Annotated in this window: 16 protein-coding genes; 6 read left to right on the forward strand and 10 right to left on the reverse strand. The window is 32.3% G+C overall.

The window, feature by feature from the left end:
• The 10 genes from hisIE to LQ686_RS03510 all read right to left on the reverse strand — a co-directional run bounded on the left by hisIE (position 1) and on the right by LQ686_RS03510 (position 8,321).
• Positions 1 to 633, reverse strand: a complete 633-nt coding sequence (hisIE, locus tag LQ686_RS03465; protein WP_025905113.1) for a bifunctional phosphoribosyl-AMP cyclohydrolase/phosphoribosyl-ATP diphosphatase HisIE — start codon at positions 631 to 633, stop codon at positions 1 to 3.
• Complete coding sequence (gene hisF, locus LQ686_RS03470) at positions 630 to 1,388, reverse strand: imidazole glycerol phosphate synthase subunit HisF (protein ID WP_025905114.1); 759 nt, start codon at positions 1,386 to 1,388, stop codon at positions 630 to 632. Before hisF ends, hisIE begins: the two co-directional genes overlap by 4 nt.
• Complete coding sequence (hisA, locus tag LQ686_RS03475; protein ID WP_239733167.1) at positions 1,385 to 2,089, reverse strand: 1-(5-phosphoribosyl)-5-((5-phosphoribosylamino)methylideneamino)imidazole-4-carboxamide isomerase; 705 nt, start codon at positions 2,087 to 2,089, stop codon at positions 1,385 to 1,387. The genes hisF and hisA overlap by 4 nt, the downstream gene beginning before the upstream one ends.
• Complete coding sequence (hisH, locus tag LQ686_RS03480; protein WP_025905116.1) at positions 2,082 to 2,663, reverse strand: imidazole glycerol phosphate synthase subunit HisH; 582 nt, start codon at positions 2,661 to 2,663, stop codon at positions 2,082 to 2,084. Before hisH ends, hisA begins: the two co-directional genes overlap by 8 nt.
• Positions 2,663 to 3,241: an imidazoleglycerol-phosphate dehydratase HisB gene (gene hisB / locus LQ686_RS03485; RefSeq protein WP_025905117.1), complete on the reverse strand. Its 579-nt coding sequence runs from the start codon at positions 3,239 to 3,241 to the stop codon at positions 2,663 to 2,665. Before hisB ends, hisH begins: the two co-directional genes overlap by 1 nt.
• A complete protein-coding gene (locus LQ686_RS03490) occupies positions 3,213 to 4,223 on the reverse strand; it encodes a pyridoxal phosphate-dependent aminotransferase (protein WP_025905118.1) in 1,011 nt (336 codons plus the stop codon). Before LQ686_RS03490 ends, hisB begins: the two co-directional genes overlap by 29 nt.
• A gap of 3 nt (positions 4,224 to 4,226) precedes the next feature.
• Positions 4,227 to 5,483 (reverse strand): histidinol dehydrogenase, encoded by a 1,257-nt coding sequence (gene hisD / locus LQ686_RS03495; RefSeq protein ID WP_025905119.1) that lies wholly within the window; start codon positions 5,481 to 5,483, stop codon positions 4,227 to 4,229.
• Positions 5,473 to 6,090: an ATP phosphoribosyltransferase gene (gene hisG / locus LQ686_RS03500; protein WP_025905120.1), complete on the reverse strand. Its 618-nt coding sequence runs from the start codon at positions 6,088 to 6,090 to the stop codon at positions 5,473 to 5,475. Before hisG ends, hisD begins: the two co-directional genes overlap by 11 nt.
• 9 nt (positions 6,091 to 6,099) lie before the next feature.
• Positions 6,100 to 6,930, reverse strand: coding sequence for an ATP phosphoribosyltransferase regulatory subunit (locus LQ686_RS03505; protein ID WP_025905121.1), 831 nt, complete (start codon positions 6,928 to 6,930; stop codon positions 6,100 to 6,102).
• 221 nt (positions 6,931 to 7,151) lie between these two features.
• Positions 7,152 to 8,321 carry an MFS transporter gene (locus LQ686_RS03510; RefSeq protein WP_025905122.1) on the reverse strand — a complete coding sequence of 390 codons (1,170 nt, stop codon included), beginning with the start codon at positions 8,319 to 8,321 and terminating at the stop codon, positions 7,152 to 7,154.
• A 144-nt stretch (positions 8,322 to 8,465) separates the two neighbouring features.
• On the opposite strand from LQ686_RS03510, the gene LQ686_RS03515 reads away from it, so the two are divergent.
• The 6 genes from LQ686_RS03515 (at position 8,466) to LQ686_RS03540 (ending at position 13,436) form a co-directional block, all read left to right on the forward strand.
• Positions 8,466 to 9,941 (forward strand): nicotinate phosphoribosyltransferase, encoded by a 1,476-nt coding sequence (locus LQ686_RS03515; RefSeq protein ID WP_025905123.1) that lies wholly within the window; start codon positions 8,466 to 8,468, stop codon positions 9,939 to 9,941.
• Complete coding sequence (gene nadE, locus LQ686_RS03520; protein WP_025905124.1) at positions 9,938 to 10,759, forward strand: ammonia-dependent NAD(+) synthetase; 822 nt, start codon at positions 9,938 to 9,940, stop codon at positions 10,757 to 10,759. Before LQ686_RS03515 ends, nadE begins: the two co-directional genes overlap by 4 nt.
• A 64-nt stretch (positions 10,760 to 10,823) precedes the next feature.
• Positions 10,824 to 11,393 carry a DUF2179 domain-containing protein gene (locus tag LQ686_RS03525; protein ID WP_025905125.1) on the forward strand — a complete coding sequence of 190 codons (570 nt, stop codon included), beginning with the start codon at positions 10,824 to 10,826 and terminating at the stop codon, positions 11,391 to 11,393.
• Positions 11,383 to 11,559 (forward strand): NETI motif-containing protein, encoded by a 177-nt coding sequence (locus tag LQ686_RS03530; RefSeq protein ID WP_049320405.1) that lies wholly within the window; start codon positions 11,383 to 11,385, stop codon positions 11,557 to 11,559. The genes LQ686_RS03525 and LQ686_RS03530 overlap by 11 nt, the downstream gene beginning before the upstream one ends.
• A gap of 200 nt (positions 11,560 to 11,759) precedes the next feature.
• Complete coding sequence (gene purB, locus LQ686_RS03535) at positions 11,760 to 13,055, forward strand: adenylosuccinate lyase (protein ID WP_025905126.1); 1,296 nt, start codon at positions 11,760 to 11,762, stop codon at positions 13,053 to 13,055.
• A 78-nt stretch (positions 13,056 to 13,133) separates the two neighbouring features.
• Positions 13,134 to 13,436, forward strand: a complete 303-nt coding sequence (locus tag LQ686_RS03540) for a YerC/YecD family TrpR-related protein (protein ID WP_025905127.1) — start codon at positions 13,134 to 13,136, stop codon at positions 13,434 to 13,436.
• Positions 13,437 to 13,486: the final 50 nt, after the last annotated feature.

A 13,486-nucleotide genomic window follows, 5' to 3' on the forward strand; every position in this document is an offset into this window, starting at 1 on the left:
TTACCAATTATTAATGTCTTGTCGTTCACCTTTAAAATTACCTGACTTTTTATGACGTTCTTTTAATACTGATATCACATCTTCAAATTTAACGCTTCTATCATGTAGTAATACGAATAAATGATAAAGTACATCAGCGACTTCATTTGTGAGTTCTAATTTGTCATCTTTCATCGCTGCGATAACGACTTCAAATGATTCTTCTCCATATTTTTTAGAAATTTTATCTATACCTTTATTAAGTAAATAATTTGTATATGATTTTGGATTATTAGAATCAACACTTTCTTGAATAGTCATTTCTAAAGATTCAAGCGTGTATGGTTCTTCAGTATTAAAACAACTAACAGATCCAGTATGACAAGTAGGGCCATCAGGATTGACTTGTAACAAAATTGTATCTTGGTCACAATCTAATTGTATATCGATAACATGCTGGATATGATTGGACGATTCGCCTTTTTTCCATAGACGATCTTTACTTCTTGAATAAAACCAACAGACTTTATCTTGAATGGTTAAGTTATAAGCTTCTTCATTCATATAACCTAACATTAATACTTGTCCAGTTTGGTAATGTTGTAAAATTGCTGGTACAAGACCTTTAGAAAAATCAGGTGCTAATTCACTCATCGTACATTCACTCCTTCATTAGATAAATGTGTTTTGACTGCTTGTATCGTTGTTTCTTTATCGTGAAAAATACTTGCAGCGAGACCTGCAGATACATCTGTTTGTTTAAATAAATCAACAAAATGCTGACTATTACCGCCACCACCTGATGCAATAACAGGTAAAGACACCAGTTGGTTTATTTCTGTTAATAAACGATGATCAAATCCTTGTTTAACACCATCGTAATCCATACTGGTAATTAATAATTCACCGGCGCCGAGATTTTCAACTTCTTGAACCCAATCTAACACGCGTTTATCTGTTCGCTGTTTACCACCATGTGTATAACAGTACCAATCTTGATGTTCTTCTTCCCATTTAGCATCAACTGCGATACAGATACATTGTTTTCCGAACTTATCACTCGCTTCACGAATAAATGCTGGGTTACGCAATGCACTTGAGTTTAAAGAAATCTTATCAGCACCATGATTAAGTAATACCGAAATATCTTCAAGTGTACTAATACCACCACCAATTGTAAGTGGAATGAATAATTTTGAAGCTGTTTCTGATATGATATCTAACATCATTTGATGTCCATTTTCTGTCTTAGAAATATCTAAGAACACAAGCTCATCTGCCGCTTCTTGATTATAATATTCAGCTAATTCAACTGGATGTCCAATATCTCTCAAACCTTTAAATTTTATGCCTTTAACGACTCGTCCATCTTTAACATCTAAGCATGGGATGATTCTTTTTTTGATCATTCAATACCCTCCCAAAATGCATCCGTATTTGCTGCTTTTCCAACAATAGCAGCGTTAACATTTAATGCATCCAGTTGATTGATGTCATCTTTATTTCTTATACCACCAGATGCAATGACAGGTATAGATGTTGATTGTACTAATTTGCCTGTTAATTCAAAGTTTGGTCCAGATAATTTACCGTCTTTCGAAATATCTGTATAGATAATTCCGCCGAGAGGGAATGTGTTAATTTTTTCAATGAAATCAAATAGGTTTATGCCGGCATCATCGAGCCAACCGTTTAGTTTGATTTTTTCAACATATGCATCGACAGATAAATATATTTTGTTAGGGAACCTATTAGTCACTTCTTTTAACCAGTCTAAGTCTTGTATGCCTTTAGTGCCGACGATAATGTACTCAACGCCTTTATTTAAATATGATTCAATTGTTTCAACATTTCGAATACCGCCACCAACTTCAATTGGTAAATGAGTTAAATTGACGAGTTGTTCTATGTAATTTGCTTCTGTTGGTTGTTGATTTTTTGCGCCGATTAAATCGATGACATGAATTCTAGAAACTTGTTTAAATTTTGAATAGAAAGCAATTGCTTCTTCTGCAGTTCTAGGCATAGATTCTTTAGAATCATATTTACCTTCAGTTAATCTCACGCTAGTGGAGTCTATTAAATCTATTGCTGGCCAAATTTCAATCATTTAAAAAACCTTCTTTCAATGCTTGGTCTAGTATTTTGAGTCCGTAATCACCACTTTTTTCTGGGTGGAATTGTATACCGATAATATTTTTTTGTTGCACGATTGCAGTGATTGGTTGTCCATAGTCTGCTGTAGCAACTATAGGTAAATCAGTAGAGACATGATAAGAATGTATAAAGTAAACATCACCATCAAGTAGAGGATGTTCACTTTGTAAATTGTTCCATCCTAAATGTGGAACAGGGTAGGGACTCTCTATAGGTATAACGTTCCCTTGCAATAAATTTAATCCTTTTGTTGAACCTTCCGCACTGTATTCAAATAGAACTTGCATACCTAAACAAATGCCAATGATTTTATGTGTATCTTTAATATCTTTAATCACTTTGTCTAGACCACTTGATGTCAATTGTTTCATAGCATCTTTGAAGTGCCCGACACCTGGAAGAATAACATGTGTACTATTTTTTATAGTTTCTTCATCTGAAGTTAATATGGCATCATATCCTAAATGTAAGAGGGCACGTTCAATATTTTTAATATTGCCAAGTCCGTAATCAATGATTGCAATCATTATTCAATCACACCCTTAGAAGAAGGGATACCTGCATAATCATCTTGTGTTAATGCGATTTTTAGACTTCTAGCAAATGCTTTGAAAATCGCTTCGATTTCATGGTGTGTATTGCCACCTCTAATTAAATCAATATGTGTCGTTAATCTTGCATTAATCACAAGTGCTCTAAAGAATTCCTCTACAAGTTCGGTATCAAACGTGCCAACTTTTTCACGAGAAAATGTCGCATTAAATGATAAATATGGTCTGCCACTTATATCCGTTACAACACGTGCTAAAGTTTCGTCCATTGGTATATAGAATGAACCATATCTCGTAAATGATTTTTTATCTTTAACGACTTCAAGAAGTAATTGACCTATTACAATGCCAATATCTTCAACAGTATGATGATCATCTACATGTGTATCTCCATCAACTTCTATATTTAATGCAATACCACTATGAAAACTAAATAACGTCAACATATGGTCTAAGAAACCAACACCTGTATTAATGTTTGAATCTTCTCCATCTAATCGTAGTTGAATTTTGATATCTGTTTCTTTAGTTGATCTTTCTTTTTGATAAGTCATATTCTTGTCTCCATTCTTTAACGATTTTTTCAAGTTCATTTAATTCAGATTCTGTAGCAATAGAGTATCTAACAGTTTGTTGCATGTTTGGTTCATCATAAAATCTTGGTAAATAGCCATGGTCATAAATATATTGACCTAATGATTCTGCTAAATCTCCATAAGTTAAGACGAAATTTGTTTTTGAAGGTATAACATGGATAACATCGCTCACATGTTGTTCGAAAATATTTCTTAATTGAATACTCAATTGTCTTTGTTGCTTTAATAATGAATGTACAAGTTCTTTGTTACTGAAAATTTCAGTCGCAATATTTAAAGTTAATGTGTTTAATGGATAAGGATGCGCGATACGATTTAAAGTTTGAATGGTTTTCTCAGTAGAAATGACGATGCCGACTCTTAATCCAGCTATTGCAAATGCTTTGCTTAACGTACGCATTTGAATGATATGGTCTTGTAATTCAATATCATATGCATCTCCAAAATCTAAATAAGCTTCATCAATAATAAAATAACCACCAATTGCCTTCATTTCATTCGCGATTTCTTCTAAAAATGCTTTAGGATATTGAATGCCTGATGGATTATGAGGCACACTCATAATGAAAAATGCTGGCTTTAATTTTTGGATTGATTGCTTAATTTTATCTAACGAGAATGTATAGTCATCTTCTGCATCTACATAGTGAATAGGGCGATTAATCTGATGAGCATATGCAGTATACATGAAGAAATCTGGATTAAGCGTTAGTACTGGTCCATCTGGTAATGCAATCATGCATTTTTGAATCCACTCATCTGAACCATTAGCTGCAGAAACTTGGTTAGGTGATAATTGATAGTAGTCTGCATAAGACTTGATAAAGGCATCATATTCCTCATCAGGATAAAAATTAAAATTTGAATTGGCGATAATATTTTTTAAAGTTGCATCATCTAATGCAGGAATAGGACTTTCATTCTTGTTTATTCTAATCATGTTTCACGACTCCTCGTTGTTTGTTAATCTCACTTCTAAAGATTGTTTATGTTGATATAAACCTTCTTGTTCAGCCAAAGCTATGGCACTAGGTGCAATACTTTGATAAGTGTGTTCATCTAAATGAATGACAGAATGACTCGTTAAGAAATCATTAACTGTTAAGCCATTCGAGAATCTTGCTGTTTTATCAGTCGGTAATACATGACTCGGTCCAGCAGCATAGTCACCAATTGCTTCTGGTGAGTATTGACCTAAGAACATTGCTCCGACGTATTTAATTTTACCAATATATTTACTTGGATCAGTCGTTTGAATGGATAAATGTTCTGGCGCAATATAATTAATGACTTCTATCGTTTCGTGAATATCACGCGTTAAAATTGGATAATGATAATTTTTAATACTTTGTTCGATAATTTGTTTTCTTGGTGCTTGATCTATAGCTTGTTGTAGTTTCTGTTGAACTTTTGTTAAGAAAGAAGAATCTGTTGATACTAGAAATGTTCTAGCTTGTTCATCATGTTCTGCTTGCGCTAATATATCCTGAATGATGTAATCTACATTTGAATTTTCATCAGCAATAAGTGCAATTTCACTTGGTCCAGCTATTTGATCAATACCAACTACACCATATAATAACTGTTTACTTAGTGAAACAAATTGGTTACCTGGTCCAACAATTTTATCTACTTTTGGAATTGTTTCAGTACCGAAAGCTAATGCAGCGATACTTTGAGCGCCACCAACTTGGAATACTCGATCAACACCCGTAATATGGCATGCAGCAAGTATAGCTGGGTCGATACCATCTTTTTGAGGTGGGGTAACAACAATAATTTCTTGAACATTTGCTACTTTAGCAAGTGTAGCTGTCATCAGAACTGTTGATGGGTAACTTGCTTTTCCACCTGGTACATAGATGCCGACTTTTTCAATAGGATGATAAAGTTGGTAAGTTTGACCTGTTGTTACATTTTCATGTTTAATTTTTTGTTGGAAATTTTTAATTTGTTCAAAGCTTGTTTCAAGTGCTGATCTTAAAGTATCTGATATAAGGTTGATGCTGTTTTTTATATCATATTGTGGGACTTCAAGTTGCTCTAAATCAACATTGTCGAATTTCTTGTTATAGCGAAATAAAGCTTGGTCTTGCTGTTCTTTAACATCTTGGATAATTTTTTTAACATCTTCAGTATTACTTTCGTCTGTTAATCTATCTTGTTCAAATTTATTTATGAATTCCGTTTTAGATAGCATTCATCGACACCCCAATTTCTTCTATAAATGATTCAATCATATTTGATTTACTAAAAAATGCATGTTTATTTGTAATAAGTTTAGCATTGATGTCACCAATAGATTCTTTTTCAACGAGTCCATTAGATTTTAATGTCGTACCCGTTTGGACGATATCAACGATAGCATCAACCATATTCACTACTGCTGCTAATTCTACAGATCCTGATAATGGAATAATTGAGACATCTTGTCCTTTATTTTTAAAGTACGCTTTCGTCGTTTTAACATAAGTCGTCGCAATTTTTTTATATTCTGTTACTTCAGGTTTACTTGCAACAGCAAAGTGACAATAACCAAAAGGTAAATCAACTAAGTTGTTTACATTGAGTTTATCTTTTTCATCTAGAATATCACTGCCTGTAATACCAATATCAGCAATGCCTTCTTCAACATATGTTGATACATCATTTCCTTTAACAAGAATAAATCTAACGTTCGCAACTTCAATTTGAAGTTTACGTTCTCTATTATTTAAGGCGTCTGCCCATTTTGGGTTACCATTTTCATCAATAAATTTTATGAAATCTTTTAATAAACGTCCTTTACTTAATGCAACTGTTAACATAATGACCTCCTATGATAGTTGAATACCAAATCCAAAACCTTCTAACGTACCGTTATAGTGCCCGCCTGAAGCGATTGGATTTCTATTGTTATTTTCGTAAAGCTGAATGAAGCTCCCAACATAATATGATTTTGGGGGCATTGTTGTTATATCTAAATGTATATGGTTAATACCTGATGCTTCTAATGTCGCTTTCCAATATTGTAAAGATTTATAAGTTGGATGGTCAGTATCAGCAAAAGTTGTTAAAAAGTCTAATTGTTGATGAGTAGGTGTTTTAAGTAATTGTACGAGTGAATGATTTTGTGAAAGTAGTTTAGAAATTTTTGAAATATTTCTTTCACTAATAGCCGTAAATAATTCTTCGTTTTGTTCTTCTTTAGAAAGTAAAAGATCAAATAATTGATAATGCCCAATAACAGCAAAATCAACATTTAAATCAAGTTCATTTTGGATAAAGTCATGTATATATTCATAACATTGCAACATGTCATTCCTTTTAGGATTGAAAATTTCAACACCTAAATTTGTATATATATGTTCATTAATTGCGATAGGGCCAGCATATGTTACGGAACGTGCATCAAGGTTATATTCACGACTATAATGTTGGATTTGATCCGTCCAATCATTTCTTAAACTATAAAATGCATCGCCATTTTTCCAAATACTTCTAGTATCTAAACTATTCAAATCATCTTGTGTTAATTGTTTCCAATGAAGTTTCTCTATGAAGCTCATATCAATCACTTCGAAATCTCGAGTACTAAAATATTTTAGAAATTTAAGTTCTTTTTCTTTCTTTTGAATAACGTCATCTCTGTATTTTACATAATCCATATTATAAACCTCGCTTTTACTCTCTACCAAGTTAAAGTATTTATTTAATTATAAATGATACTATAACATGCATAACGAAACATATCAATTGAAAGTTCTGAATATTTAAAATATCATAAAAATATATAAAAAATAAACCCATAGACATTTGAATTGATCAAAGTCTATGGGTTCTCATTATATTTTAACGATGCGATTTTAATTTTTATTAATAGCTTAAATTATGCTTCAACTTTTGTAGGTGTTCTATGAATAAGTAATAGAATAAAGACGATAAATACAAACGCAGCAATCATCGTAAAGAATATTGTGCCGTTTGATAATTGTATAATCGTTCCTCCAAGCATTGGGCCAATGATACTACCGACACTAAATGACATGGCTATCATTAAATTACCAGCAGGTAGATTATGCTTTGGTGTTAAATCTGTCATAAAGCTTACACCTAATCCATAAAAAGATCCTGTGAATAATCCTGCGATTAAGAATAATCCCATCATAATAAATGTACTCGTTGGTAAAAAGTCACCTAACATAAACACGATGCTGCCGATTAATGTTAATCCTGTTAATACTTTCTTTCTACCATGAATGTCGCTAAACATGCCTAATGGTACTTGGAAAAGAATAGCACCAAGACTAAATGCAGGTAAGATTAATGTAATACTTGTGACATCAAGTCCATTTCTTAAACCATAAACAGGGAAGTTACTATGTAATCCTGCTTCAAATAATCCATATAATAATGGAAACATAAACGCTATCCATGATGTTCTTATAACATCACCAAAGTTTTTTAACGTATTTAATATACTGACTGGTCTAACATTTGATGAAGGGAATTCATTGTGTATTAAAAGGACTAATGAAATTGTTATTAATGAAAGTATTGCTGAAAGGATAAATGGTAAAGCTTCCGAAACGTCTACAAGTTTAGCTAAAAGGGGCCCTAACATAAAACCTGCTGAGAAACTGAAACCATAAACAGAAATCGTTCTTCCTAATTTTTCTTTAGGTGTAATATGTGTTAACCAAGTTTGCGTGCTAAAGTGTAACATATTATCACCAATACCAATTAATAGTCTTAAAATAAACCAAATAGATAATGTCTTTAAAGTTGGAAATAACAATAAAGATAAGGCAACTATGGCTCCACCAACTAATATCATATATTTAAACCCAGACTTTCTAACAAGCCCTTCGATAAAGAATGATGATAAAAATACACCTATATATAATGAAGTTGCATGTAAACCATTCAATGAACTTGAAATACCATTTCGTTCAAAGATGACCGATATAAGTGGTAAGAGCATTCCTTGTGAAAAACCAGAGACAGCTACAATAATTGAAAGTATAATAAATAATTTTTTGAATGAAGAATTTTTCATTTGTATGCCTCCTTCTAAATTTTACATCTTTAGTATTTTATCACAGAGGTAAATGACTTGATATATTTAAGTTACTTTTTAATTTTTAATTTAAAAAGTATGATAAAATAATATAAAATTAGATAACCTGAGGAGTATTGAATAATGTATAAATATGAAGACGATAGTTTGATGTTACACACGGATTTATATCAAATCAATATGGGTGAAACTTATTGGAATGATGGTATTCATGAGCGTACTGCTATTTTTGATTTGTATTTTAGAAGCATGCCATTTAATAGCGGCTATGCTATTTTTAGTGGATTAGAAAGAATTGTGCAATTTATTGAGCATTTCAAATTCACAGAATCAGATATTGAGTATTTAAGAGAAGTTGGATATCAAGATGATTATTTAGATTATTTAAAATCATTGAGATTTACTGGGAACATTAGAGCAATGAAAGAAGGGGAACTTTGTTTCAATAATGAACCACTCATTAGAGTAGAAGCGCCACTTATTCAAGCTCAACTTATTGAAACAGCACTTTTAAATATCGTGAATTTCCAAACGTTAATTGCGACTAAAGCAAGTAGAATTAAACAAGTTGTTCGTGATGAAATAGTAATGGAATTTGGTACTAGAAGAGCGCAAGAAATGGATGCTGCGATTTGGGGTGCTAGAGCAGCGATGATTGGTGGATTTGATTCTACAAGTAATGTTAGAGCTGGTAAATTATTTGGTATTCCGATTTCAGGAACACATGCACATTCAATGGTTCAAACATACGATGATGAATATACAGCGTTTAAAAAATATGCTGAAAGACATAAAAATTGTGTGTTTCTAGTAGATACTTTCCATACTTTAAAATCGGGTGTGCCGAATGCGATTAAAGTAGCGAAAGAATTAGGAGATAAAATTAATTTTATCGGTATTCGACTAGACTCAGGAGATATTGCTTATTTATCTAAAGAAGCAAGAAGAATGTTAGATGAAGCTGGCTTTACAGAAGCAAAAATCTTTGCTTCAAATGATTTAGATGAACAAACGATTACAAGTTTAAAAGCACAAGGTGCTAAAGTAACGGCATGGGGTGTCGGTACGAAACTGATTACAGCATATGATCAACCAGCGTTAGGTGCTGTATATAAACTTGTAGCAATTGAAGAAGAAAATGGCGAATTATCAGATCGCATCAAAATTTCTAACAACGCTGAAAAAGTTACAACACCTGGTAAGAAAAATGTTTATAGAATTATCAATACTAAAACGAATAAATCTGAAGGCGATTATATTACTTTAGAAGATGAAGAGCCGAATAAAGAAGAACGATTAAAAATGTTCCATCCTGTTCATACTTATAAAATGAAATATATCAAGCATTTTAAAGCTGTCGATTTACATCAAGACATTTTTAAAGACGGTAAACGTGTGTACACACTTCCTGAAATAAATGAAATTAGGGAATTTGCTTTTAACAATCTAGATATACTATGGGAAGAAAATAAACGTTATTTAAATCCTGAAGAATATCCAGTAGATTTAAGTAAAGCATGTTGGGATAATAAAAATAAAAAAATATTCGAAGTGGCAGAAAGAGTTGCAGAAGCGATAAAGGATGTGGAAGAGTCATGAGAGATTTACAATCAATCATTGTCAAAGAAATGAATGTTAAAAAATCAATCGATCCCAAAAAGGAATTTGAAGAAATCAAGCAGTTCTTGAAATCTTACGTTAAAGCACATAGTTTTGTTAAATCTTTAGTGTTAGGTATTTCCGGCGGGCAAGATTCGACATTATTAGGTAAAATCGCGCAATTAACAGTAGATGAATTAAATGCTGAAGAGAATCATCAATATGAATTTATTGCTGTAAGATTACCTTATGGCGAACAATTTGATGAACAAGATACACAAGATGCATTAGATTTTATCAATCCAAGTAAACGTGTAACAGTCAATATTAAGCCTGCAGTGGACGCGAGTATTCAATCGTTGAAAGAAGCGGGTGTAGAATTAACTGATTTCCAAAAAGGGAATGAAAAAGCGAGAGAACGAATGAAAGTTCAATATTCAATTGCTTCTGCTAATAGTGGAATTGTACTTGGTACGGATCATTCTGCTGAAAATATTACAGGTTTCTATACGAAATTTGGAGATGGCGCTTGTGATGTTGCACCGTTATTCGGACTTAATAAACGCCAAGGCAAAGCAATTTTAAAATATTTAGGTGGTCCAGATCATTTAATCAATAAAGTACCAACTGCTGATTTAGAAGAAGATAAACCGGCTTTACCAGATGAAGAAGCATTAGGCGTGACTTATGATGCAATTGATGACTTCTTAGAAGGTAAAAAAATCAGTGAAATAGATCAAGAAATTATTCAAAATCACTATGTAAGAAATGCGCATAAACGAGAAATGCCTTATAACCGTTACACATGGCCAAAATAATTCGTGACTTTCATAAGTTTGCTTGATAAAATGATTCCAGTATTTTGATTTATGGAGGGTTTAAATGTCAGCTATATTAGATAATCCATGGTTAATGGTACTATCTATATTTGTCATTAATATAGTATATGTATCCTGTTTAACAATGAGAACAATTTTAACATTAAAAGGATATCGATATGTGGCCGCTGCTGTTAGTGTACTTGAAGTAGTTGTTTATGTTATCGGATTAGGTTTAGTTATCAATAGTCTTGACCAAATTCAGAATATATTAGCTTATGCGCTTGGATTTGCTGCAGGCATCATTGTCGGCATGAAAATTGAAGAGAAAATTGCATTAGGATATATCGTTGTAAATGTTACGACAGCTGAATATGAAACGGATTTACCAAGAACGTTAAGAGATTTAGGTTATGGTGTAACACATTACGTTGCTAAAGGACGAGATGGAGATCGCTTAGTGATGCAAATTTTAACACCACGTAGATTTGAATTGAAATTAATGGATACAATTAAACAATTGGATTCTAAAGCCTTTGTAATCGCTTATGAACCTAAGAACATACACGGTGGATTCTGGGTTAAAGGTGTACGAAGCAAAAAATTAAAGGCGTATGATACGGATGAAGTTTAGAGTAGAAGACAATGAAACAATTGAAATGTGTCTCAAAAGAATGAAAGCTCAAGGTTATACACCTGTAAAAAGATTTGAAAAACCTGTATTTATTGAGAAAGAAAATGGTGACATCGAAGTTCTTAAACAAGAAATACAATTCGTAGGTAAGAAAATCAAAGAATGAAAATAAATCTGGGACATGAGAATGTGGCCCAGATTTTTTTCTGCTTTTAGTTTATTCTCATACTGTTACAATATATAATGAAAGATATTAGGAATAAAATTATAAATCACGAACAATTTTGTATTTTTTATAAACAATGTACGTGTTCGAAGAAGTCTGTTATACTATAAATGACTAAAATATGTTAGGAGAATTTATCAATGATTGAACGTTATTCAAGAGAAGAAATGGCTAATATTTGGACAGAACAAAATCGTTTTGAAGCTTGGTTAGAAGTTGAAATACTAGCTTGTGAAGCATGGAGTAAATTAGGACACATTCCTGCAGAAGATGTAAAGCTTATAAGACAAAATGCTAAGGTCGACGTTGATAGAGCTAAAGAAATTGAACAAGAAACACGTCACGATGTTGTGGCATTCACAAGACAAGTTTCTGAAACTTTAGGTGAAGAACGTAAATGGGTACATTACGGTTTAACTTCAACTGATGTTGTTGACACAGCGTTAAGTTATGTCATTAAACAAGCAAATGAAATCATTGAAAAAGACTTAGAAAGATTTTTAGAAGTATTAAAAAATAAAGCAATTGAACATAAAACAACTTTAATGATGGGTAGAACACATGGTGTACATGCTGAACCAACAACATTTGGTATTAAAATGGCACTATGGTATACAGAAATGAAACGTAACTTAGAAAGATTTAAACGAGTTCGTGAAGAAATTGAAGTTGGAAAAATGAGTGGTGCAGTTGGTACATTTGCAAATATTCCACCAGAAATTGAAGAGCATGTATGTACAGAATTAGGGTTAGGTTGTGCGCCAGTTTCTACGCAAACACTTCAACGTGATCGTCATGCGTATTACATTGCGACATTAGGTTTAATCGCAACATCTATTGAAAAATTTGCAGTAGAAGTTCGTGGTTTACAAAAAACTGAAACACGTGAAGTTGAAGAAGCTTTTGCTAAAGGTCAAAAAGGCTCTTCAGCAATGCCTCATAAACGTAATCCAATTGGTTCAGAAAATGTTACAGGTTTAGCACGTGTGATTAGAGGATATATTACGACAGCTTATGAAAATGTACCATTATGGCATGAAAGAGATATTTCACATTCATCTGCTGAAAGAATTATGTTACCAGACGTAACAATCGCATTGGATTATGCATTAAACAGATTTACGAATATCATCGATCGTTTAACAGTATATCCAGAAAATATGAAACGTAATATCGATAAAACATTTGGTTTAATTTATTCACAACGTGTTATGTTAACGTTAATTAATAAAGGTATGGTAAGAGAAGAAGCATATGATATCGTTCAACCAAAAGCAATGGAATCATGGGAAACTCAAACACCGTTTAGAACATTAGTAGAACAAGATGAAAAAATTACAAACTTGTTAAGTACTGAAGAATTAGATGAATGCTTCAATGAGAAACATCATTTAAATCAAGTCGATACAATATTCAGAAGAGCGGGTATAGAATAAGACACGTTTTACTGTACTTTAATAGGTTAGTGCGTTAAAATGCAATTAATGAACTTATATTAAACAGGGGTTGATTTTTTGCAAATTGAAAAATTAAGAGGAAAAGCATTAGATGAACTATTTGATGCAGTTCTTACATTAGAAACTCGAGAAGAATGTTATCAATTTTTTGATGATTTATGTACAGTAAATGAATTACAGTCATTGTCACAAAGATTACAAGTGGCTAAAATGATTAAACAAGGATACACTTATGCTCATATAGAAAAAGAATCAGGTGCTTCAACTGCAACAATCTCAAGAGTTAAACGCTCATTGCAATGGGGTAATGATGCATATACGATGATTCTTGAAAGAATGAATATTGACTTCGAAAAATAATCATAAATATGTATGAGGGGCTGAGACATTAATGGATGTCTCAGCCTTAA

It is taken from the genome of Mammaliicoccus sp. J-M41 (assembly GCF_022385935.1).
Classification (GTDB): domain Bacteria; phylum Bacillota; class Bacilli; order Staphylococcales; family Staphylococcaceae; genus Mammaliicoccus; species Mammaliicoccus sciuri_A.

Excerpts from the sequence above, each read along its gene's own strand:
- hisH (WP_025905116.1), bottom strand. The coding sequence starts at position 2,663 with ATGATTGCAATCATTGATTACGGACTTGGCAATATTAAAAATATTGAA.
- LQ686_RS03515 (WP_025905123.1), top strand. The coding sequence starts at position 8,466 with ATGTATAAATATGAAGACGATAGTTTGATGTTACACACGGATTTATAT.
- LQ686_RS03490 (WP_025905118.1), bottom strand. The coding sequence starts at position 4,223 with ATGATTAGAATAAACAAGAATGAAAGTCCTATTCCTGCATTAGATGAT.
- LQ686_RS03510 (WP_025905122.1), bottom strand. The coding sequence starts at position 8,321 with ATGAAAAATTCTTCATTCAAAAAATTATTTATTATACTTTCAATTATT.
- LQ686_RS03505 (WP_025905121.1), bottom strand. The coding sequence starts at position 6,930 with ATGGATTATGTAAAATACAGAGATGACGTTATTCAAAAGAAAGAAAAA.
- hisF (WP_025905114.1), bottom strand. The coding sequence starts at position 1,388 with ATGATCAAAAAAAGAATCATCCCATGCTTAGATGTTAAAGATGGACGA.
- LQ686_RS03525 (WP_025905125.1), top strand. The coding sequence starts at position 10,824 with ATGTCAGCTATATTAGATAATCCATGGTTAATGGTACTATCTATATTT.
- hisG (WP_025905120.1), bottom strand. The coding sequence starts at position 6,090 with ATGTTAACAGTTGCATTAAGTAAAGGACGTTTATTAAAAGATTTCATA.
- hisB (WP_025905117.1), bottom strand. The coding sequence starts at position 3,241 with ATGACTTATCAAAAAGAAAGATCAACTAAAGAAACAGATATCAAAATT.
- nadE (WP_025905124.1), top strand. The coding sequence starts at position 9,938 with ATGAGAGATTTACAATCAATCATTGTCAAAGAAATGAATGTTAAAAAA.
- LQ686_RS03530 (WP_049320405.1), top strand. The coding sequence starts at position 11,383 with ATGAAGTTTAGAGTAGAAGACAATGAAACAATTGAAATGTGTCTCAAA.
- hisIE (WP_025905113.1), bottom strand. The coding sequence starts at position 633 with ATGAGTGAATTAGCACCTGATTTTTCTAAAGGTCTTGTACCAGCAATT.
- hisD (WP_025905119.1), bottom strand. The coding sequence starts at position 5,483 with ATGCTATCTAAAACGGAATTCATAAATAAATTTGAACAAGATAGATTA.
- purB (WP_025905126.1), top strand. The coding sequence starts at position 11,760 with ATGATTGAACGTTATTCAAGAGAAGAAATGGCTAATATTTGGACAGAA.
- hisA (WP_239733167.1), bottom strand. The coding sequence starts at position 2,089 with ATGATTGAAATTTGGCCAGCAATAGATTTAATAGACTCCACTAGCGTG.